Here is a 23224-nt window from a genome sequence, read left to right as displayed (position 1 = left end):
CGCGTCCACCGGGCACCCGGAAACACCAGGGACGGACACCATGAGCCATGTAGCGAACAGCAAGGGGCGGGGCGGCTTCATCGCCGGCTTCCTCATCCTGCCCCTTGCGCTGTACCTGACCTTTGTCATCTGGCCGTACATTCAGACGTTCGGCTATTCCTTCACCAACTGGACGGGTCAGTCACCGACTTTCGACTTCGTCGGGCTGGACAACTACTCGGCCTTGCTGAAGGACGAGGTCTTCGGCGGCGCGCTGCTGAACAATCTGCTGCTCCTGGTGTTCGTCCCGACGGTCACCATCTTCATCGCCCTGTTCTTCGCCTTCATGCTGAACGCCGGCGGGCGCAGCGGAGCCGGCGGAGTCCAGGGAGTGGCGGGCTCCGCCCTCTACAAGGTGATCTACTTCTTCCCGCAGGTGCTCTCCCTCGCCATCCTCGCGGTGCTCTTCGGAGCCGTGTACCGCAGTGACGAGGGGGGCCTGCTGAACGGTTTCCTCACCAAACTGGGCCTGGTCGACCCGGCCCACCCCATCGAATGGCTCAACGAGCCCAACTTCGTCCTCTGGTGCCTGCTGCTCGTCGTCGTCTGGCACGGGGTCGGTTTCTACCTCGTCCTGTTCTCGGCGGCCATGCAGTCCGTGCCCAAGGACATCTACGAAGCCGCACTGCTCGACGGCGCGGGGCGCGCCCAGACCTTCTTCAAGGTCACGCTGCCCCTGCTGTGGGATTCTGTGCAGACCTCCGCGGTCTATCTGGGCATCGCCGCGATGGACATGTTCGTCCTCGTGTCGACCATGACCTCGGGCCAGTTCGGCGGCGGACCGGACCACCACAGCGAGGTCATGGCGACGGTGCTGATGCGTAACTTCCTCTACTTCGGCAATGCGGGCTACGCCTGTGCCATGGGGGTCGTGATGCTCGTCCTCACCCTGATCCTCTCCGCCATCACGCTGCGGGCCACTCGCCGCGAGCACGTCGAGTTCTAGCGGGAGACCACGATGACCACTGTGATCAAAGCACCGGGCGAGGCGGCGGCCGAGAAGCGCTCCGCCGCCACCGGGCAGCCCCGCGGGAGCAAGAGTGGTTCCGACGGCATGGTACTCAACGTCTTCTCGCACGGCTTCCTCGCCGTGTGGGGGATACTGATCGTCCTGCCGCTGATCTGGCTGGTGCTCGGCTCCTTCAAGACCGACGTGCAGATCGGCAGTTCGGCCCTGAGCTGGCCGGCCCACTGGGAGTTCGACGCCTTCGGGCGCGCCTGGGACAAGGGCATCGGGGACTATTTCGCCAACACGCTGATCGTGATGGTGTTCTCGGTCCCGATGACGATGCTGCTCGGCTCGATGGCCGCGTACGTCCTGGCCCGCTACCCCTTCCAGGGCAACCGGCCGATCTACTACTTCTTCGTCAGCGGGGCCATGTTCCCGGTCTTCCTGGCGCTCGTCCCGCTGTTCTTCATGGTGAAGCGGCTGGACATGCTCAACTCGTACCAGGGTCTGATCCTGGTGTACGTGGCGTACTCGATGCCGTTCACCGTCTTCTTCATGCACTCGTTCTTCCGGACGCTGCCGACGGCCGTGCACGAGGCGGCGGTGATCGACGGGGCCTCCCACACCCGGATCTTCTTCCAGGTGATGCTGCCGATGGCCAAGCCCGGCCTGATCAGCGTCGGGATATTCAACATCCTGGGGCAGTGGAACCAGTACATCCTGCCGTCCGTGCTGATGCAGCCGCAGACCGGATCGGACCCCGAGCGCTACATGCTCACCCAGGGCCTGATTCAGCTGCAATACCAGATGGGCTACGAGACGGACCTGCCGGTGCTGTTCGCCGGCGTGACCATCGCGATGATCCCGATGCTGGTGGTCTACCTGTCCTTCCAGCGGCAGATCCAGGCGGGCCTGACCTCCGCCACGCTCAAGTAGCGCTGCCTCTCATGCTGCGGACGCCGACAGGTCGGGGCACGGCCGACCCGCTGACCGCCGACCGTTAACTCGATTGGGTGGTTGTCGGGTTAGCGGCTTGTGGGGGCTGGTGCCCGGCCGTGTAGCGTCGTTCATGCGAACTGGGACACCGGGTGCGGTGCCAGCGTGCGGGGCCCCTGCTCCACCGGAGTGATGGTTTAGGGCCTCCCCGTCGCCTTTGGCCGTGCCCACTTGGCCAGATCGTGAGGGAACCGGACCTCCCGGAACGGACCACGCACATGATGCGTGTCGCCGACCGGGCCGCGAAAGCCGGAACCCAGTGCGCCCAAGACCGTTCGGGGCGTGCCACTGCTCGGAGTTCACTTCCGCGCAGCGAAAAGGAACGGTCCAGCGAGAGGTTGCTGACAACTTCCTCCCGCATACGCCCCCTTGGGGCAGCAGTATGGGCACCGTAACCAGGCCGGCCTTCGGGCCGGCCTGGCTGCTGCTCGACGCCAACAGGGAGTCCCGCCGGCCGAGCGCGTCGACAGCCGGTGGCGTGCACACGGGGGCATCCTCCGCCTCCAGGCACACGGCCTAGAAGCAGAGGGCGACGGCTACCTCGGCGCCGCCGCTCGGTTAGCGGTCCGCGCGCCGCCCAGTGAGCACAGCAGAAGGTCCACACTCACGTCCCCGCTAGGCTCCTCAGAGCCAGGTGCCGAACTTGCGGATGTACACGGTCTTCAGCAGCTGCGTGAGCGTGCAGTACGCCAGCAGGACGCCGATCAGCCACGGGAAGTAGCTCGCCGGCAGGGGTACGAAGCCCAGCGAGGCCGCCAGCGGGGAGAAGGGCAGGAAGAGCCCGGTCAGCACGGCGAGGACGGTCATCACCATCACCGGCCAGGACGCCCGGGACTGGATGAAGGGGATCTTGCGGGTGCGGATCATGTGGACGACCAGGGTCTGCGAGAGCAGGCCCTCGATGAACCAGCCGGACTGGAAGAGCGCCGCGTGCGCCTCGGTGTTGGCGGCGAACACGTTCCACATGACGACGAACATCGCGATGTCGAAGATCGAGCTGATCGGGCCGATGCAGAGCATGAAGCGGCCGATGCCCTTCGCGTCCCAGTTGCGGGGCTTGCGCAGGTACTCCTCGTCCATCCGGTCCCACGGGGTGGCCAGCTGGGCGATGTCGTAGACCAGGTTCTGGACGAGCAGCATGATCGCCAGCATCGGCTGGAACGGGATGAAGGCGCTCGCCACCAGCACCGAGAAGACGTTGCCGAAGTTGGAACTGGCCGTCATCTTGATGTACTTGATCGTGTTGCCGAAGGTGGTCCGGCCCTGGATCACGCCCTGCTCCAGGACGGTCAGGTCCTTCTCCAGCAGGATGATGTCGGCGGACTCCTTGGCGATGTCCACGGCGGTGTCCACCGAGATGCCGACGTCCGCGTCGCGCAGCGCGGCCGCGTCGTTGATGCCGTCCCCGAGGAAGCCGACCGTGTGGCCGTCGGCCTGCAGGGCCCGTACGATCCGGGCCTTCTGCACCGGGTTGACCTTGGCGAAGACCGTCGTACGGGCGGCCAGCGCGCGCAGTTCCGCGTCGTCGAGGACGTCGATCTCGGTGCCGTTGACCACATGGCCGACGGTGAGGCCGACATCGGCGCAGACCCGGGCGGCGACGAGCTCGTTGTCGCCGGTGACCACCTTGACCGCGATGCCCTTGTCGGCGAGGCCCTGCAGGGCCCGGGTGGCGTCGGCCTTCGGCGGGTCGAGGAAGGCCAGGAAGCCGACCAGGGTCAGCTGGTCCTCGTCGGCGACGGTGTAGGTGTCGCGGGGGGCGCTCATCGTGCGGGTGGCGACGGCCAGGACGCGCAGGCCCTTGCGGTTGTTGTCCTCGGCGATGCGCGAGACGTGCCACCGGAGCTGTTCGGTCAGCTCGACCTTCTGCCCGCGGTCCGTCATGTGGGTGCACAGGGCGAGGACTTCCTCGACGGCGCCCTTGGTGATCATGACGTGCTCGGGCCGGCCGGAGCCGCCCACGATGCTGTTGCGGTTCAGGACCACGGACATCCGGCGCCGGGCGAAGTCGAAGGGGATCTCGTCGACCATCGAGAACCGAGCATCGACGACAACCTCCTCGGCCTCGCCCACGCGGTCGATGACCGCCTGGTCCATCAGGTTCTTCAGGCCCGTCTGGAAGTGCGCGTTGAGGTAGCCGTACTCCAGGACCTCGTTGTCCTCGTCGCCGTGCACGTCGAGGTAGCGGTCCAGGACGATCCGGTCCTCGGTGAGGGTGCCGGTCTTGTCCGTGCAGAGCACGTCCATCGCGCCCAGGTTCTGGATGGCGTTGAGCCGCTTGACGACCACCTTGCGCTTGGACATGGCCACCGCGCCGCGCGCCAGGTTGGCGGAGACGACCATCGGCAGCATCTCGGGGGTCAGGCCGACCGCGACGGCGATGCCGAGGAGGAGGGCGGCCTCCCAGTCGCCCTTGGTGAAGCCGTTGATCATGAAGACGATCGGGACCATCACCAGCATGAAGCGGATCAGCAGGAAGCTGACCTTGCGCACCCCGGTGTCGAAGTTGGTCTCCGGGCGCTCGCCGACCAGGGAGCCGGCCATCGAGCCGAAGTAGGTGTCGGAGCCCGTGGCGACGACGAGTCCGGTGGCGGTGCCGGAGGTCACCGAGGTGCCCATCAGGCAGAGGTTGTCGGCCTCGACGGGGTCGGTGGTCTCGCTCTGGCCGAGGTCGTCGGTCCGGGTGTCGGCCTTGGCGACCGGCAGGGACTCGCCGGACAGGGCGGCCTGGCCGACCATCAGGTCCTTGGCGGTGATGATCCGCAGGTCGGCCGGGATCAGGTCGCCGGCGCCCAGCTTGACCACGTCGCCCGGGACCACCTGGTCCATCGGGATCTCGAAGGAGGTGGGTCCGGAGCCGCTGCCGGCCCGGCGCTGCACCGCGCAGGTGGTGGTGACGAGCTGCTTGAGCGCGTCGGCCGCCCGGCCCGAGCGGTACTCCTGCCAGAAGCGGAGCAGGCCGCTGATCCCGACCATCACCGAGAGGATGACGACGCCCGGGTCGGCGGGGTCCTGCCAGTACATGACGGCCGCCAGGAAGACCAGGACGGCGATGAAGGGGTTCGCGTAGGCCTTCGCCAGCTGGACGTACCAGCGCGGGGCGCGTTCCTGGGCGACGACGTTGGACCCGTGGCGCTCCAGGCGCAGCGCGGCCTCCGCGTGGGTGAGGCCGTTGCGGGAGGCGTCCACCTCCTGCAGGACCTGGACGCCCGGGCGGGCGCTGATCCCGGCGAGCCGCTCGCCGACGGCCCGGGTGCGGGCCTCCAGTTCGGCGGCCTTGCGCTCGCGGCGGGCCCGGCCCGGGGGTGCGAGCTTCGTGGGGGTACGGGGGGTGAGCATGGTCATGGCGAAACCTCCCTCCACGGTGTCCGGGCAGCGCGAAGCCGCGCGGTCACGTGGAGTGATCATGGGTCGGCGTGGGGTGGCACGTAAGGCCTCGGGACACGCCGGTGGGCATGGATGACGCGCGCCTGACGGAAGCGTCAGGGCGTGCGGAAGGGGTTACGAAGATGAATGCAGAAACGCACGGAGGCGGCGCGGGGCCGCGGGCGTGCACACTCGAAGAGAGACCGGCCGCTCAGGGAGCTCAGCCGAAGAGAGCGCTGCAAGGACTTCGATCGGGACTCATCCCGAACACCTCCTTGCGTAGCGCTTGCATGACAGAGGGCGCCCGATCCGGCCGTGAAGACCGTGATGACCAGCGCCACGGCGACCGTAGCACGATCAGGATGGAGGTTTCTCTCATACTTATGACCGGTAGTGGCCGATTCGTACTGCGGCGGCCTCTTGACGTCGCGAGGCGCAAAGGCTCGACTTAAGGTTCACAAGTTGGAGAGACGCCGGGGTCTCGTGTCAGCCGGAGCATGCAGCCGCTGACGGTCCCGGCCGGGGGGCGACGGCTTGCCGTTGCTTATGGGCAGGAGTGGATGAGTCGTGCAGACTCCCGGATCGCAGTCTTCACTGCATCGCGCCAATCTGGAGCGCGTCGTACGGGCGGTACGGCTCGCGGGTTCGCTGACCCAGGCGGAGATCGCCCGGAGCACCGGACTGTCGGCGGCCACGGTCTCCAATATCGTCCGGGAGCTCAAGGAGGCCGGGACCGTCGAGGTCACGGACACCTCCGCCGGTGGCAGGCGGGCGCGCAGCGTCTCGCTCAGCGGTGACGCCGGCATCGTGATCGGCGTCGACTTCGGCCACACCCACCTGCGGGTGGCCGTCGGGAACCTGGCCCACCAGGTGCTGGCCGAGGAGTCCGAGCCGCTGGACGTGGACGCCTCCTGGGTCGACGGCTTCGACCGGGCGGAGGCCCTGGTCGGACGGCTCGTCGAGGGCATCGGGATCGGCCGTGACAAGGTCATCGGCGTCGGGCTCGGCGTACCGGGCCCCATCGACCTGGAGTCCGGCACCCTCGGCTCCACCGCGATCCTGCCGGGCTGGGCCGGGATCAACCCGCGGCGCGAGCTCTCGCAGCGCCTGGGCGTCCCGGTGTACGTGGACAACGACGCGAACCTCGGGGCGCTGGGGGAGCTGGTCTGGGGGAGCGGGCGCGGGGTCAAGGACCTCGCGTACATCAAGGTCGCGAGCGGTGTGGGCGCCGGCCTGGTGATCAACGGGCAGATCTACCGGGGACCCGGCGGCACGGCCGGCGAGATCGGGCACATCACGCTCGACGAATCGGGTCCGGTCTGCCGCTGCGGCAACCGCGGCTGCCTGGAGACCTTCGCCGCCGCCCGGTACGTGCTGCCGCTCCTGCAGAGCAGCCACGGACCGGAGTTGACGATGGAACGGGTCGTGGAACTGGCCCGGGACGGGGACCCCGGCTGCCGTCGGGTCATCACGGACGTGGGCCGCCACATCGGCAGCGGCGTGGCCAGTCTGTGCAATCTCCTGAACCCGAGCCGGGTGGTCCTGGGCGGCTCGCTCGCGGACGCCGGTGAACTGGTCCTGGCCCCCATCCGTGAATCCGTGGGGAGGTACGCGATCCCCAGTGCCGCCCGGCAGTTGTCGGTGCTCACGGGGTCCCTGGGCGGGCGGGCCGAGGTGCTGGGCGCGCTGGCCCTCGTACTGAGCGAGATGGGCGATTCGACGCTTTTGGCAGAAAATGGAAGTGGAGTGCGAGCTCCCGCCGTCTTGTCTTCAGTTAGATAACGAATGGCGTCGTTGTCATCTCGTTAAGCATTCACTCCTTGACGACAAACTCGCGGCCGGGGTTGACTCACATCCACCTCGGCCGCAGTGCTGCGGCCTCGTCAGGGAGGTTCAAGTAATGAACACGCGTATGCGCAGAGTCGCCGTCGCCGTTGCCGCCGGCACCATGGCCGTCTCGCTCGCCGCTTGCGGCAGCGCGAAGGAGTCCGGGGACAAGAAGGACAACGCCACCGGCGCTGTCAAGGGCGGCGCGATCAAGGTCGGTCTGCTCCTGCCGGAGAACCAGACCGCGCGTTACGAGAAGTTCGACAAGCCGCTCATCGAGAAGGCGGTCAAGGACCTGACCGCGGGCAAGGGCGAGGTCGTCTACGCCAACGCCAAGCAGGACGCGACCACGCAGAACTCCCAGGTCGACACGATGATCACCAACAAGGTGAACGTCCTGATCATCGACGCGGTGGACTCCAAGGCGATCGCCGGCTCGGTCAAGAAGGCCAAGGAGGCCGGCATCCCGGTCGTGGCCTACGACCGCCTCGCCGAGGGCCCGATCGACGCCTACACCTCCTTCGACAACGAAGAGGTCGGCAAGGTCCAGGGCAAGGCACTCCTGGAGGCCCTGGGCGACAAGGCCAAGGACGGCCAGATCGTCATGATGAACGGCTCCGTCACCGACCCGAACGCCGCGCTGTTCAAGAAGGGCGCGCACTCCGTCCTCGACGGCAACGTGAACGTCGGCAAGGAGTACGACACCGTCGAGTGGAAGCCGGAGAACGCCAACACCAACATGGCGGCCGCGCTCTCGGCGCTCGGCAAGGAGAAGGTCATCGGCGTCTACTCCGCCAATGACGGCATGGCCGGCGGCATCATCACCGCCCTCAAGGCGGCCGGCGTGACCCCCCTGCCCCCGGTCACGGGCCAGGACGCCGAACTCGCCGGTGTGCAGCGGATCGTGGCGGGCGAGCAGTTCATGAGCGTCTACAAGCCGTACGCCCCCGAGGCCGAGGCCGCCGCGAAGATGGCCGTGGCCCTCGCCAAGGGCGAGTCGATCGCGACCACCGCCACCGCCAAGGTCGACAGCCCCACCACCAAGGGCGTCCCGTCCCTGCTGATCCCGGTCGTCTCGCTGACCAAGGCGAACGTCAAGGACACCGTCGTCCGCGACAACGTCTACACGGTCGACGAGATCTGCACCGACAAGTACGCGGCCGCCTGCGCCGCCATCGGCCTGAAGTAAGGCCCCCCGCCGCTCGGTCCGCCGAGCGGCCCCCATGCCTGTCCGGCGCTCCCGCCTCCATCCCGCCACTGGCGGGGCGCCGGACAGAAACGTTTCGCTCGAGCGGATTCGTTCCAGCAGATTCGTTTCTCTCAAATCCCCCGTGGTCCTGCTCTTTTGCACGACATCCCCGCCGGTCAGGCGGCAAGGAGATGGTTCATGTGTCCGCTGCGCCCGTACTGGCGTTGCGAGGGGTCTCGAAGCGGTTCGGCGCCGTTCAGGCCCTCACCGACGTAGAACTCGAGATCCACTCCGGCGAGGTGGTCGCCCTCGTCGGCGACAACGGCGCCGGTAAGTCCACGCTGGTCAAGACGATCGCCGGCGTGCACCCCATCGATGACGGAGTCATCGAGTGGGAGGGCCGCCCGGTCTCGATCACCAAGCCCCACGACGCCCAGAACCTGGGCATCGCGACGGTCTACCAGGACCTCGCGCTGTGCGACAACATCGATGTGGTCGGCAACCTCTTCCTGGGACGCGAGCTCAAGCGGCGCGGCATCCTCGACGAGGTGGAGATGGAGCGGCGCGCGCGCGAGCTCCTGACCACCCTGTCCATCCGGATACCCAGCGTCCGCATCCCCATCGCCTCGCTCTCCGGCGGCCAGCGCCAGACCGTGGCGATCGCCCGCTCCATGCTGGGCGAGCCCCAGCTCGTGATCCTCGACGAGCCCACCGCCGCCCTCGGCGTCGAGCAGACCGCACAGGTGCTCGACCTGGTCGAGCGGCTGCGCGAGCGCGGTCACGCCGTCATCCTCATCAGCCACAACATGGCCGATGTGAAGGCCGTGGCCGACAAGGTGGCCGTCCTGCGGCTGGGCCGCAACAACGGCGTCTTCTCCGTGAAGGACACGTCGCAGGAAGAGATCATCTCCGCCATCACCGGGGCCACGGACAACGCCGTGACCCGCCGGGCGGCCCGCACCGGGGAGGCCCGCAAGTGAGCACCCAGCACATAGACCCCGTCAACCCGGCCGCCGCCCACGACGCCATCCCGGCCGTGGACCCCCGCCTGCTCGTCCGCGAGCAGGGCCTCGCCGGGTACGTGCACGAGTTCGGCCGCAAGCTCAAGGCCGGCGACCTGGGCTCCGTGCCCGTCGTCCTCGGCCTGATCATCATCTGGAGCATCTTCCAGGGCCTGAACTCGAACTTCCTCGGCGCCGAGAACCTCACCAACATCGCGATCACGATGACGGCCACCGGCATGATGGCGGTCGGCATCATCTTCGTCCTGCTGCTCGGCGAGATCGACCTCTCGGTCGGCTCGGTCAGCGGCGTCTCGGGCGCGATCGTGGCCGTCCTCTCGGTCACCAACGGCGTCAACGAATGGCTGGCCATCCTCGCGGCGATCGCCGGAGGCGCCCTGATCGGCTCCCTCCACGGCTTCTTCTTCGCCAAGATCGGCGCCCCGGCCTTCGCCGTCACCCTTTCGGGCCTGCTCTTCTGGTCCGGCGCCATGCTGCAGATCCTCGGCAGCAACGGCACGATCAACCTCGACTCCGACGGCGTGGTCGGGCAGCTGACCACGTACTTCTTCTCGGACGTGGCCGTCGGCTACGGGCTCGCCGCCCTCGCCGTGGTGGGCTACTTCCTCGCCACGTTCTCCGACAACCGGCGCCGCGCGGCCGCAGGGGTCCCCTCCCGGCCCCTCGGCGAGATCCTGCTGCGCACCGGGCTCCTCGCGGTGTTCACCTTCGGTCCGGCCATGGTGTTCAACCAGTACAAGGGCCTGCCGCTGGCGATCGTGCTCTTCCTGCTGGCCCTGGTCGCCACGGACTTCCTCCTGCGGCGCACCACCTTCGGCCGCCAGGTCTTCGCCCTCGGCGGCAGCGTCGAGGCCTCCCGGCGCGCGGGCATCAACGTCAACCGGGTCCGGATCACGGTCTTCGCGATCGCGGGCACCTTCGCGGCGATCGGCGGCCTCTTCTGGGCCTCCAAGATCGCGGCGGCGAACCAGAGCGCCGGCGCCGGCGACCTGCTGATGAACGTGATCGCGGCGGCCGTCATCGGCGGCACCAGCCTCTTCGGCGGCCGCGGCCGGACCTGGAACGCCCTCCTCGGCGTCATGGTCATCACCTCCATCCAGTACGGTCTGGCCCTGGAGGGAATCGCGACGCCGATCCAGTACATGATCACCGGCGCGGTCCTCCTCGCCACCGTGGTGATCGACTCGATCACCCGCAAGACGCAGAAGACGGCCGGGCGCGCCTGACCGGCGTGCGCGGAACCTGATGCGGCGGTAAGAACCGTCACAGTGCCCGGTGCCACTTGATGTGGCACCGGGCACCTGCGCGTAGGCGTGTACGTACGGATGTGCGGGAATACCCCCTTTTGGGGGGTGTGACTCCGTACTGATGTGTACAGGTATGACAAAGGTGTGACCTGACCGGGACCGCGCTTCACTTACGCCCAACTGGCGAAGATTAGACTCGGCGGACCAGCAAGCGACTGCAAGGAGGCACGGGTGCTGCTGACCCGCATCAAGGGACCGCGCGATCTGGACCGGCTCAGCCAGGAGGAGCTCGACAGGCTCGCCGCAGAGATCAGGACCTTCCTCGTCGACGCCGTCTCCAAGACCGGCGGGCACCTCGGCCCCAACCTCGGTGTCGTCGAGCTGACGATCGCTCTGCACAGGGTCTTCGACTCGCCCAAGGACAAGGTCCTCTTCGACACCGGCCACCAGGCCTACGTGCACAAGCTGCTCACCGGCCGCCAGGACTTCGCCGGCCTGCGCACCAAGGGCGGCCTGTCGGGCTACCCCTCGCGCGCCGAGTCCGAGCACGACGTGATCGAGAACTCGCACGCGTCCACCGTGCTGGGCTGGGCCGACGGCTTCGCGAAGGCCAACGAGGTGCTCGGCAGGGAGGACCACCACGTCGCCGCGGTCATCGGCGACGGGGCCCTCACCGGCGGTATGGCCTGGGAGGCGCTGAATAACATCGCCGCCGCCAAGGACCGCCCCCTGGTGATCGTCGTCAACGACAACGAGCGCTCGTACGGCCCCACCATCGGCGGCCTCGCGAACCACCTGGCCACCCTGCGCACCACGGACGGCTACGAGCGCTTCCTGGCCCGCGGCAAGGACCTCCTGGAGCGCACCCCGGTCGTCGGGAAGCCCCTCTACGAGACCCTGCACGGGGCCAAGAAGGGCCTCAAGGACTTCATCGCCCCGCAGGGCATGTTCGAGGACCTCGGCCTGAAGTACATCGGGCCCATCGACGGCCACGACATCGAGGCCCTGGAATCGGCCCTGCAGCGCGCCAAGCGCTTCAGCGGACCGGTCATCGTGCACTGCCTCACCCAGAAGGGCCGGGGCTACGAGCCGGCCGTCCAGGACGAGGCGGACCGCTTCCACGCGGTCGGCGTCATCCACCCGGACACCGGCCTGCCCGTCTCCACGGACGCCGCCAGCTGGACCTCCGTCTTCGCCGACGAGATGGTCAAGCTCGGCAGGGAGCGCAAGGACATCGTCGCCATCACCGCGGCCATGCTCCAGCCGGTGGGCCTGAAGAAGTTCGCCGACGCCTACCCGGACCGGATCTTCGACGTCGGCATCGCCGAGCAGCACGGCGCCACCTCGGCGGCCGGCCTGGCCTCCGGCGGCGCCCACCCGGTCTTCGCGGTGTACGCGACCTTCCTCAACCGCGCCTTCGACCAGGTCCTGATGGACGTGGCCCTGCACAAGTGCGGGGTCACCTTCGTCCTGGACCGCGCCGGGGTCACCGGCACCGACGGCGCCTCCCACAACGGCATGTGGGACATGTCCATCCTGCAGGTGGTCCCGGGCCTGCGCCTGGCCGCCCCGCGCGACGCGGAGCAGCTGCGGGCGCAGCTGAACGAGGCCGTCCTGGTGAAGGACGCGCCGACCGTGGTGCGCTTCTCCAAGGGCGTCGTCGGCCCGGCCGTCCCGGCCGTCGGCAGGATCGGCGGCATGGACGTGCTGCGCCGTCCGGCCGACGAGGTCACCCGTCCGGACGTACTGCTCGTCTCGGTCGGCGCGCTCGCCCCGATGTGCCTGGAGATCGCCGATCTGCTCGACAAGCAGGGCATCTCCACGACCGTGGTCGACCCCCGCTGGGTCAAGCCCGTGGACGAGGCCCTGGCCCCGCTCGCCGACCGCCACCGCGTGGTCGTCACCGTCGAGGACAACAGCCGTGCCGGCGGCGTCGGCTCCGCCGTCGCGCAGGCACTGCGGGACGCGGGGGTCGACGTACCCCTGCGGGACTTCGGCATTCCGCAGCGCTTCCTGGACCACGCCACGCGCAAGGAGGTCATGGCCGAGATCGGTCTGACCGCTCCGGACATCGCGCGGCAGGTCACCGGCCTGGTGGCCAAGCTGGACGGGCGCTACGACAACGAGCCGGCCGCCGCCGTCGACTGAGCGGAGCCCCGGCCGCGTCCGGACTGCGGCTGATCATCTGCGGTTGCACGTCACGGGCCGGGAGGTTAACCCTGGGAGGGTGGGCCTTCCGGCCCGTTTCGTTTGGATGCGGTCCCTCCCGCGGAGGTGCGTCGGTGAGTAGGAACCTGAAGGGCCCCTTCCGTACCAAATCGGTCGAGCAGTCGATCCTGGACACGGAAGAGCCGGAACACGCGCTCAAGAAGTCGCTCTCCTCCTGGGACCTGACCGTCTTCGGCGTCGGCGTGATCATCGGCACCGGCATCTTCGTCCTCACGGGCAAGGTCGCCAAGGAGACCGCCGGACCTTCCACGGCCCTCGCGTTCGTCGCCGCCGGCATCGTGTGCGCGCTGGCCGCCCTGTGCTACGCCGAGTTCGCCTCGACCGTCCCGGTGGCCGGATCCGCGTACACCTTCTCGTACGCCTCCATCGGCGAGCTGCCCGCCTGGATCATCGGCTGGGACCTCGTGCTGGAGTTCGCGCTCGGCACCGCGGTCGTCGCCGTCGGCTGGTCCGGGTACGTCCGCTCGCTCATGGACAACGCCGGCCTCCACCTGCCCGCCTCGCTCCAAGGACCCGACGTTCCGGGCGGCAGCTTCGACCTGCTCGCCTTCGTCCTGGTCCTGGTCCTCACCGCGATCCTGGTCGTCGGGGTGAAGCTGTCCGCGCGGATCACCGCGGTGGTCGTCGCGATCAAGGTCACGGTGGTGCTCATCGTGATCATCGCGGGCGCGTTCTTCATCACGAAGTCCAACTACACGCCGTTCATCCCGCCGGCCGAACCCCAGACGGGCGGCTCCGGACTGGATGCCCCGCTCGTCCAGCTCCTCTTCGGCTACGAGCCCACCAACTTCGGCGTCATGGGCATCTTCACCGCCGCCTCCGTGGTCTTCTTCGCCTTCATCGGCTTCGACGTGGTGGCCACCGCCGCCGAGGAGACCAAGCTCCCGCAGCGGGACATGCCCCGTGGCATCCTCGGCTCGCTGATCATCTGCACCGTGCTCTACGTGGCGGTCTCGATCGTGGTGACCGGCATGCAGAACTACAAGGAGCTCTCCGTCAGCGCCCCGCTGGCCGACGCCTTCAAATCCGCCGGCCATCCGGTCTACGGAGGCATCATCAGCTTCGGCGCGGCCGTGGGCCTGACCACCGTGTGCATGATCCTGCTGCTCGGCCAGACCCGGGTGTTCTTCGCGATGAGCCGCGACGGACTGCTGCCGCGGTTCTTCTCGCGGACCCACCCGAAGTTCCGTACGCCCTACCGGCCGACCATCCTGCTCGGCGTGGTCATCGCGATCGTCGCCGGATTCACCAGCATCAACGAGCTGGCGACCCTGGTGAACATCGGCACCCTCTTCGCCTTCGTCGTCGTCGCGCTCGGCGTGATGGTCCTGCGCCGCACCCGGCCCGACCTGCACCGGGCCTTCCGCACCCCGTGGGTGCCGCTGGTGCCCGTCCTGTCGATCGCCGCGTCGGTCTGGCTGATGCTGAACCTGCCGGCCGAGACCTGGCTGCGCTTCGGGATCTGGATGGTCGTCGGCATCGCCGTCTACTACCTCTACGGGAAGCAGCACAGCCGGCTGGGCCGGGGCGAGGGCATGACCCCGAACCCGGCGCGCGAGGGCCGCTGACGTCGGCGGAGGACCTCGGCGCCGACCCTGCGGTGGCCGTGGGGCCCCGGGCCTCAGCCCCGGGGCACCACGACCACCGCGTTGCTGAGCTTGCGTTCGTTCGACTTGGAACCCCAGTCGTCCATGGGCTGATTGGCGAGATCCCCGTCGACCACCATCGCCGCGTCGCCGCCACTGCCCAACCCGACCGCGTCGGAGGCTCCCAGCCACTTCATCACGGCTGCGGCCTCCGGCCAGGTGACACCGATGCTGCCGTCGACAGCCCGTCCGTCGACGGTCACCAGGAGCAGATCGCCGGATGCGGTGACACCCGCCATCGTGCGGGGATGACGCTGGACCAGCGTGAGGTTCGGCTCCCCGGTGAACCGCGTCAGACCGTTGGCCGCGGTGTTCACGAAGATCTCCCCGTCCCTCACCAAGGCCGGGCCACCGCCCGCCACCGCCGAAAGGCCGCGGCCGGTCACCGCACCCCCCGCGGCGTCCTTGACCGACTGGTCGAACTTGAGCGTGGTGCCTTCCGGCGCCTCCGCCTTCAGCCACTCGGCCCCGGCGCCGATGCCCTGGAGCACACGGGATCCGGCGGGGATGGTGCCGCCCGCAGGTGAACGCACGTCCGTCACCACCCCTTTGCCGTTCACGACGGCTTCCACGCTCTCGGCTGCTCCCGAACTCGGAGCCGGGGTCGAACGACCCCACTCCGGACGGAACATGACGATCTCGTCGTCGTCCAGACACAGCTGGTTGCGCCACGGCTTGTGCGTCGGGCTCCAGGTCCCGTCGAGACCGAACAGGTCCCCTCCCACCCCACCGCACCCCGCGACGCGTCCGGCCACGCGGTTGACTCCGTCGATGGCGTGGGCTTCGCCGCCGGGCGACGTGACCTTGAGGGCGGACGCGGTCTCGGTGATCCGTACGCGGGCGTCGGTGCTCTGGAGCAACAGGGCCGTACGCCCGTTGTTGGCGGCACTCAAGATGACGCCGTCCTTCACGTACAGCCCCTGCGGCACTCCTTCGTAACCGGAGAATCCGGGCAAGGTGCGGATGTCGAACTCCGAACCGTTGACGGCCGCGAGAGCCCCGCTCGACACCGCCATCTTGCGCACCGTCTCCGACGTGGCGATGTCCTTGCCGTGAACCGCCTTGATGTCGACGTCGGCCGTCGGGGCGACACGGACGACGTGCACCCTCCACGGCCCGGTGCTCTGCTTGCCGTCCAGGGCGGTGTAGACGACCCGGGCGCCGAACCCCGCGTCCCGTATCCGGTCCGCGAGCTCCTCCCCAGAGGCTTTGTCCTCGGGGGAGAAGGAGCCGACGCGCACTCCGTAGCCGATCAGCGCGCTGGGGGTGTCGGAGGACGCGGGGGAGACGAACGTGGCGAGGGTCGCGTGGAAGTCGGCGGCGTCCAGCGCGGTGACCAGTGCTTCCGCCGCGCTCTTGCTGCCGAAGGTCTCGACCCCGTTGCGCTTCACCCAGACGGTCCACCGGTCCGACGCGGTGCCCTGGACGAACGTCTGGTAGCTGACGCCGGGCGCCAGCGTCCGCTTCGAACTCGCCTGTGTCGTCAGCTCATCGGACCCGAGCGGCATGTGGCTGCCGTAGGCGGTGGACTTCGCGGCCGGCGGATCCGGATCCGGGAACACCAGCAGCGCGGCCACGATCCCCACCACGGCCACGAACAGGCCGATCAGCAGGGACCGTGTACCGAACGAGGCCCTCAAGACGTGCTCCCCTGTCGTTCCGGCCCAGCACTGGTGACGGGAGCGGCTCGGTGCGTCACCGGTCCGAGGCTGCGAGTTCTACGAGTGCGGCCGTCGCCCGGGCGCAGTTGTTCCTGTCCTCGAAGGCGAAGAACGACCTTGCCCGGTAGTCGTACTCCGGCTCGCGCACACAGTTGTTGCCGAGGTAGCGGATCACTTCGTTCACCACTTGGTCCACGTCGCCGCACACCGGCCCGAACCCGTCGTGCTCCGCCTCGAAATACCCCTTCCGGGCGTGCTTCGCCCAGTACTCGTCCGGGTCGAACCGGGCGTAGATGAGCGGCGTGCCGAGGTAGGCCACGTCGAAGTGGACGGAGGACCAGTCCGTGATGAACAGGTCGCACTGGCGCAGGGCGGTCTGGACGCTGATCTTCGTCTGATCCAGGCGCTGCACGCGGTGGTGGTCCGGCACGACCCCGTCGATCATGTTCCGCATCTCGTAGTGCGGCAGGAAGTCGAGGACGTAGTCGTAGTACTCCAGCGCCTTCATGAGCCGCGGGTCGCGCAGCAGCCGCACCATGAACTCCCGGTAGGTCGACACCCGGAAGATCTCGTCCACGGCGTCCTGGTCGGCCCCCTCCTGCTGGAGGTAGGAGGGGATCGTCAGGTACTTGCGCCACGTGGGCATCAGCAGGATCCGGCGACGGCCGCGGTCGGGCTGCAACGCGTCGAAACGAGGGAGGCCGAGCAGCTTGACCTTGTCCCCGTAGTGCATGTGGTCGGCGAAGTAGCCGGCCTCCCGCTCGCCCGACGTGAGCAACAGGTCCACGCCGGCCCGGTTGCGGTGCAGGGCCTGGCTGAGGTCCTCGTCGGCTACCCCGTGCTGGAGGAAGGCCCTGCGGGCCCCCACCCGCCAGTTGAGGTGCTTGAGGTACTTCGTACGGTCCCATCCGTCGGGGAGCATGTACGAATCGATGTCGTAGGCGTTGATCAGCAGTGTCGCGTGGAGCATGAGCAGCTTGTGCTTCCAAGAACTGTGCGCCACCACGTTGCCCAGGCCCTTGAGCTTCGCGTGGTCCGCGCTGTCCTTGTCGATGATGTAGTAGACCTTGCGGCGGCGCTCGTGCGTGCGCAGGTAGGTGAAGAGGTGGAAGCCGTTGTCCTGCGCGGTGTCCTTGCGCTCGCCGATGAGCCAGACCTCCTTGCGCCGGAAGTACGAGGCGGTGGCGCGCTTGATGGAACGGGCGCGCCAGAAGGGGGCCTTGCGCTTCTTCTGGTCGCGGTCCAGGCCTTCGAGGTAGTCCTCCCAGGCCTTGTCGCCCCCGGCGCCCTGCGCCTCCCGGACGACCAGGACGGCGTTGTCCTTGCCCTTCGACAGCGGCAGGACCCAGCGGCCGGCGACCTTCATCCCGCGGGCCCCGCGCAGCATCGCGACGGTGATCATGCAGGGGCGCGAGACGTCACGTCCGGAGGTGCAGAACACCAGCTTCAGGGGGAACTCGCCGGTCTTCACGGCCCCCACGGGGATGACCGCCTCGAATCCGCCCCACTCCAGGTCCTCGCGGGTGGCCTTCAGGTCGCCGCGCGGGACCTGACGGGCCTCCACCAGCTGGCCGCTCTTCTCCACCCACAGTTTGATGGGATTGCGCATGGGGCTGTTCATCGGAAGGCCGTTGAGGACGAACCGGCCGGCGACGAGGACCCCGTTGGAGGCGTGGTCGGCCTGGATGTGCTCCACGTGCACGCTGGAGGAGGAGACCTTGGCCAGCGGGATCAGCGCACTCGGCACGGAGAGGTCGAGATAGAGGTCCCCACCGCGGCCGTAGACCCCGCTGACCACCTGCTCCGGGCGGGCGAAGAGCTCGAACCAGTTCATGTACATGGCCAGGAACGGCAACCGGTGGCGGGTGTCGATGGTGGAGGCGAGGACCGAGTCGGGGGTCAGCTGGGTGTAGACCGCGCGGGCCCGCTCGAAGAGGTGGAACAGCTCCGCCTCGTCCATGACCTGGGGCGCGCGGAGCGCGAAGCCCTGGTAGCTGCGCACCAGGAACCGGTTGAGCACCTCCTGGCGGTGCCCCGACAGGCGGGGGCGCAGCGTCATCAGGTACTCCTCCAGGAGGAGGTGGTCCCAGTAGTTCGCCTTGCGGTCCCACAGCTTGTCCATCGTGGAGTCCGCCGTAGCCCGCTTGCGGTACTTGTACACCGTTTTGGGGACCGTCGCGATGCGGTCCGCGAGCAGCATGGCCGGGACCACGAAGAACGCGTCCTCGAAGTGCACGCCCTCACGGAACCGGATGTTGTTGGCCCGGAGGAACTCGACGTCGAACAGCTTGTGGCACGCGCTCCCGGCGTGGATCATCTCCGGGATGTTCTCGATCCCGGGATGGACCTGGGCGTTCTTCTCCAGGTAGCGGAGCCAGGGCCAGTTGGTCGGCTTCGGGAAGGTCTCCATCCGGCCGATGGCGAGCGGCACGCCCTCCTTGACCATGGTCTGCCACATGGTTTCGAGCGCGTCGTGGGGCAGCACGTCGTCGGAGTCGCAGAAGGTGATGTACCGGGCGCTGGCCAGGTCCATTCCGGCATTGCGGGCGCCGCCGGCCTTCCCCTCGGCGTGGATGAAGGCCCATACGTTCTGGTACTCCGCGGCGAACGCGGCCGCGATCGCGAAGGAACCGTCCTCGCTGCCGTTGTCGACCAGGATGACCTGGGTGCGGCCGAAGATCGTCTGCTGCGCCAGCGAGTCCAAGCAGTCCTGGAGGTACCTCTCCACGTTGTATATGGGTACGACGATGGCAACGTCGTAGACGGGATCAAACACGTAAGACTCCTGTTTCTTGCTACATACCCCATTTCTGGAGTGATCCTGATCAGAGTCGGTTGGACTCGATGACGAGCTGGGAGCCGGCGCCGTTGGCCGTGACCCTCGCGGCGCGTGACTGCTGAGACAGTGCCGGGTGCACGGCACAGGGCCGTGAGACGTCCCTGCCCTCGGTGCAGAACACGAGCCGGATCGGGAAGGACCCCGCCGGGAACTCCCGAAGGTCGGCGGTCACGCTGAAGGTCCCTCCGGACTGGCCTGCCGCGTTGCGGGACTGCCCGTGGTTGACCGCCGGAATGGTCTTTCCGCTCCGTTCGAACCAGACCTTCAGCTCAAGCTTCTCCAGCGACTCGTCGGGCAGGCCGTTGACCGAGAACCGACCGTTGATGACGGCAACGTCCCTGTCCGCGTCGTACGTTTCCTCGATGCGGGCGGAAATCGACGTGATCTTGGTGAGGGGCAAGGACCAGGAAGTTCCCGGGTAGTCGACGTAGAGGTCGCCCTCGCGGCCGAAAAGCGTTCCGAGGACGGAAGCCGGCCGACTGAAGAGGTCGAAGTCCCCGAAGTGCAGTGCGAGATAGGGAAGCCGGTGCCTGGTGTCGTTCGTGCTGAGTGCGATCTGCTGGGACGTGATGCCCCAGTAGAGCGCGCGACAGCGTTCGAAGAGGTGTCGGCAATCCGATTCGTTGAAGACCAGCGGAGCCCGCAGGAGAAAGCCCTGCATGCTGCGGATGAGGAATCGTTCCAGCGTCTCCTGCTGGTAGGGCGAGAGCGCCCCGCGCATCCCGCCGAGGTACTCCAGCATCACCAGATGGTCCACGTAGTTCTGCGGGAGGTCCCAGATGGTGTCCATGACGGACGTGCCGTCACCGCGGGTGCGGTACTCGTAGACGGGGGCGTCGACCAGCGAGATGCGCTCCGACGCGAGCAGCGCGGGGATGGAGACGTACGCGTCCTCGAAGGCCGTGCCGGTGCCGAACCGGATGCCCCGGGAGCGGAGCAGGTCGAGATCGAAGATCTTGTTCCAGCAGGATGCCGAGTGGATCAGATCGGGTACGTCGACGACGCTGCCCACCGTTTTGACGGTCTTGCCGAAGTACTTGTGCCAGGGCGACGTGAGCGGCCTCGGAATGCGCTTGTCGCGGCCCACGACCACCGTGGCCCTGGTTTTGGCGATGGTGTTCCGCAGAACCTCGAGGGACCGAGCGGGAACGACGTCGTCAGCGTCCCAGAAGACGATGTACGGCGTCGTGGCCATGTCCATACCCATGTTGCGCGCATCGCCGGCCCTGCCCTGAGGCTGCGACACCAGTTCGACATTGGCGTGGCTGCTCATGAATTCATGTGCGATGCCCACCGAGGTGTCGGTGCTTCCGTTGTCGACGAGAATGACGCGGGCCCGTGAGAAAGCCGTCTGTGCGGCCACCGACGCCAGAAATTCTGAGAAGAACTTCTCGACATCACGGAAGGGCACGACGATTGTCACGTCGGGGTTACCTTGGGACATACTTCCTCCTTACGGGCAGCATGAATAGTTCAGTTTTGGACGAGCCGCTCGATCGCTTCCGATGCCCTCACGTTGTTCCTCCGGTCCTGGTGCTCGAAGAATGACTCCACTCTCCGCAGGTACTGGGGCTCCCTTTCGCAGCCGACCTGCATATAGCGAATCACTTCGCGCACCACTTCCCCGACGGATTCGCCGACCGGTCCGAATCCATCTCGCCGCGCGTCGAAGTACCCCTTCTGGTAATGCCCGCCCCAATATTCATCGGCGTCGAACTGTGCATACACCAAAGGGGTCCCGAGGTATGCGACGTCGAACGCGGTGGAAGACCAGTCCGTGATGAACAGATCACATCTCCTCATCGCGTCCTGCACCGTGACCTCGTTCTGGTCCACGATTCTAACCCGGTGCTGTTCCGCGGGCGCCATCTCGCCGACCATCCCGCGCATCTCGTAATGCGGAAGGAAGTCCAGCGTGTAGCCGAATTGCTCCAATGCGGCCAGCAGACCGGGGTCGTTCAGAAAGCGGACCATGAAATTCCGGTAGCTGGAGGCGAGGAACCGTTCGCGCACGGCCTGCTGCTCCTCGCGCCCGCCCCCCGCGCGGCTGTACGAGGGGACGGTGAGATAGGCGCGCCAGGTCGGCATGAACAGGATCCGGCGCCCGCCGCGGTCGGGAACCAGCGCGTCGAAGCGGGGGAAGCCGGAGACGGCCACCTGGCCCTCGTACCCGAGTTCCTCCGAGAGGAACCGGCCCTCGTGCCGGCTGACGGCGAGGATGAGGTCGACGCCGGTGCGGTTGCGGTGCAGACCCTTGCTGACGTCCTTGTCCGTCACGCCGTGCTGGAGGAACACCCGGCGGGCACCCACGCGCCAGTTCAGATGCTTGAGATAGCGGGTCCGGTCCCATCCGTCGGGCAGCATGTAGGTGTCGACGTCATAGGCGTTGATCAGTACCGATGCGTGCAGCATCAGCAGCTTGTGCTTCCAGGAGCTGTGGGCGACGACGTGCCCCAGGCCTGCCAGGTGCGCGCGGTCGGGGCTGCCGGCCCGGATGAGGTAGTACGCCCCGCGCCGCTTCCCGTCGGTGCGCGCGTGCCTGAAGAGGTGCGAGCTGTTGTCCTGCGCCGTGTCGCCCCGCTCACCGAACAGCCAGATGTTCCGGCCGAGGAACAGCGGCTTCGTGAGCAGCCGCGCGAGGCGCTGCTTCCAGAAGGGACGCCTGCGCAGCACGTGCTTGGCGTCCTTGACGAGGAGCCCGTTGCGGATGCTCCGCTTGCCGGACCCCCGCGGCGCGCTGGAGACCATCAGGACGGCCCGGTTCTTTCCCCTCCAGTGCGGCACTACCCGCACCCCGCGGTGTTCGACGACCCGCGCCCCGCGCAGGAAGCCCGCGGCGACCAGGCACGGGGTGACCACCTGGCCGTCCCCGGTGTCGAGGACGAAATCGAGGTCGTGCATCCCGTGCCGCAGGGATTCCAGGGGCAGGTCGGCGGTGAAGCCGCCCCACTCCGTGTCGGGCCGGATGTTCTTCATGTCCCGCCGGCGGACCTGCGTGGCGGACACGCTGAGGCGACTTCCCCGCACGCGCAGGCCGAGGCCCCCGGGCAGGGGCCGGACCAGGGGCATGCCGCAGACCTCGAACCGTCCGGAGATCCGCAGCATGCCGGTGCCGGGCACCTCGCGGACGTGCTCGAGATGGGCGGTGAAGGGCGTGGCTTCCACCACGGGGAACAGCTGCTCCGGAACACCGGCGGCGAAGTACGGACGGCCGTCGCGCGCCGAGACGGTGTGGAGAACGGCCGCCCGATCGGCGAAGAGGCCGAAATCGCCGGTCATGAACGCGAAATAGGCCACCCGGTGCCGTCCGTCGGCAGTGGCTCGGGCGACCACCTCGGGAGAGACGTTCCAGTAGACCGCCCGGCATCGAGAATAGAGCTCTTCCAGTTCTGGTCCCTGGAAGAGCTCCGGCGCCCTGAGCGCGAATCCCTGATAGCTCCGTACGAGAAAGAGGTTCAACACGGCGCGGGTGGAATCCGGTAGGGTCTCTCCCAGGCGGTGTAGATATTCCACCAGATACAGGTGGTCCCAGTAGTTCTGCCGCCGCGTCCAGATCGCGTCCATGGTCGAGTTCCCCGCGGCGCGCTTGCGGTATTTGTAGACACACGTGTCGACCAGCGCGAGGCGGGTGGCGAGAACGAGCGCGGAAACGCCGACGTAGGCGTCCTCGAAGTGGACGCCCTCTGCGAATCTGATGCCGTGGGACCGCAAGTAGGACAGGTCGAAGAGCTTGTTGCAGGCACTGGCGCTGTGTACGAGTTCAGGCATCTCGGCAATGCTGCCGAAGACCCGGTCGCCGTTCCCGAAGTGGTCCTTCCACTGCCAGTTGGTCTTCTTCGGGAAGGTCTCCATCGCGCCGATGACGACCTGGGCGCCGGTCGAAAGCGAGGCGTCCAGCATGCGCTCGATGGCCGTGGGCGGGAGCAGGTCGTCGGAGTCGCAGAACGTGATGCGTGCACCGGTGGCCCAGTCCATGCCGAGGTTCCGGGCCGCTCCCGCGCCACCGCCATGGCGCACGAGTGCGGTCACGTTGGCATGCCGGCGGGCGAACTCGGCGCAGAGGCCGTAGGAGCCGTCCGTGCTGCCGTTGTCGACGAGCAGGACCTCGCAGCGCTCGAACACCGTCTGCGCCTCGATGGAGTCCAGGCATTCCTGGAGGTACTGCTCCACGTTGTAGACCGGCACCACGAGGCTGACGTCATAGGAATTCATGT

The 23224-nt window shown here is 67.7% G+C and carries 13 protein-coding genes; 8 read left to right on the top strand and 5 right to left on the bottom strand.

The features are described 5' to 3' along the window. Nucleotides 1-40 precede the first annotated feature (40 nt). Both AC061S_RS24980 and AC061S_RS24975 read left to right on the top strand, forming a co-directional pair. Nucleotides 41-985: a carbohydrate ABC transporter permease gene (locus tag AC061S_RS24980; RefSeq protein WP_478688132.1), complete on the top strand. Its 945-nt coding sequence runs from the start codon at nucleotides 41-43 to the stop codon at nucleotides 983-985. 12 nt (nucleotides 986-997) lie between these two features. After that, nucleotides 998-1924, top strand: a complete 927-nt coding sequence (locus tag AC061S_RS24975) for a carbohydrate ABC transporter permease (protein ID WP_478688131.1) — start codon at nucleotides 998-1000, stop codon at nucleotides 1922-1924. Nucleotides 1925-2608: 684 nt separating this feature from the next. Here AC061S_RS24975 and mgtA read toward each other — a convergent pair. Beyond that, complete coding sequence (mgtA, locus tag AC061S_RS24970; RefSeq protein ID WP_478688130.1) at nucleotides 2609-5329, bottom strand: magnesium-translocating P-type ATPase; 2721 nt, start codon at nucleotides 5327-5329, stop codon at nucleotides 2609-2611. 588 nt (nucleotides 5330-5917) lie between these two features. Here mgtA and AC061S_RS24965 point away from each other — a divergent pair. The 6 genes from AC061S_RS24965 (at nucleotide 5918) to AC061S_RS24940 (ending at nucleotide 14432) form a co-directional block, all read left to right on the top strand. After that, on the top strand, nucleotides 5918-7132 hold the full coding sequence (locus AC061S_RS24965) for an ROK family transcriptional regulator (RefSeq protein WP_243331471.1): 1215 nt from the start codon (nucleotides 5918-5920) through the stop codon (nucleotides 7130-7132). Between the two features lie 118 nt (nucleotides 7133-7250). Further along, nucleotides 7251-8366, top strand: coding sequence for a substrate-binding domain-containing protein (locus tag AC061S_RS24960; protein WP_478688129.1), 1116 nt, complete (start codon nucleotides 7251-7253; stop codon nucleotides 8364-8366). A 191-nt stretch (nucleotides 8367-8557) separates the two neighbouring features. Further along, nucleotides 8558-9346 (top strand): ATP-binding cassette domain-containing protein, encoded by a 789-nt coding sequence (locus tag AC061S_RS24955; protein WP_112447331.1) that lies wholly within the window; start codon nucleotides 8558-8560, stop codon nucleotides 9344-9346. Next, nucleotides 9343-10614 carry a sugar ABC transporter permease gene (locus AC061S_RS24950; RefSeq protein WP_478688128.1) on the top strand — a complete coding sequence of 424 codons (1272 nt, stop codon included), beginning with the start codon at nucleotides 9343-9345 and terminating at the stop codon, nucleotides 10612-10614. The genes AC061S_RS24955 and AC061S_RS24950 overlap by 4 nt, the downstream gene beginning before the upstream one ends. Before the next feature lie 252 nt (nucleotides 10615-10866). After that, complete coding sequence (gene dxs / locus AC061S_RS24945) at nucleotides 10867-12783, top strand: 1-deoxy-D-xylulose-5-phosphate synthase (RefSeq protein WP_478688127.1); 1917 nt, start codon at nucleotides 10867-10869, stop codon at nucleotides 12781-12783. Between the two features lie 134 nt (nucleotides 12784-12917). After that, a complete protein-coding gene (locus AC061S_RS24940; RefSeq protein WP_478688126.1) occupies nucleotides 12918-14432 on the top strand; it encodes an amino acid permease in 1515 nt (504 codons plus the stop codon). A 53-nt stretch (nucleotides 14433-14485) separates the two neighbouring features. Here the strand turns inward: AC061S_RS24940 and AC061S_RS24935 are convergent, their stop codons facing one another. Genes AC061S_RS24935 through AC061S_RS24920 form a run of 4 tightly spaced genes read right to left on the bottom strand, consistent with a single transcriptional unit; the run spans nucleotide 14486 to nucleotide 23222 of the window. Next, entirely contained in the window at nucleotides 14486-16150 is a 1665-nt protein-coding gene (locus AC061S_RS24935) for a phosphodiester glycosidase family protein (protein ID WP_478688125.1), read from the bottom strand. Between the two features lie 55 nt (nucleotides 16151-16205). After that, complete coding sequence (locus AC061S_RS24930) at nucleotides 16206-18947, bottom strand: bifunctional glycosyltransferase/CDP-glycerol:glycerophosphate glycerophosphotransferase (protein WP_478688124.1); 2742 nt, start codon at nucleotides 18945-18947, stop codon at nucleotides 16206-16208. Between the two features lie 49 nt (nucleotides 18948-18996). Next, entirely contained in the window at nucleotides 18997-20433 is a 1437-nt protein-coding gene (locus AC061S_RS24925) for a glycosyltransferase family 2 protein (RefSeq protein ID WP_478688123.1), read from the bottom strand. Between the two features lie 50 nt (nucleotides 20434-20483). Further along, nucleotides 20484-23222, bottom strand: a complete 2739-nt coding sequence (locus AC061S_RS24920) for a bifunctional glycosyltransferase/CDP-glycerol:glycerophosphate glycerophosphotransferase (protein ID WP_478688122.1) — start codon at nucleotides 23220-23222, stop codon at nucleotides 20484-20486. Nucleotides 23223-23224: the final 2 nt, after the last annotated feature.

The organism is Streptomyces sp. CA189, from assembly GCF_056428985.1.
The sequence above is the reverse complement of the archived record's forward strand: the minus strand, read 5'-3'. Positions and strand labels throughout refer to the sequence as shown.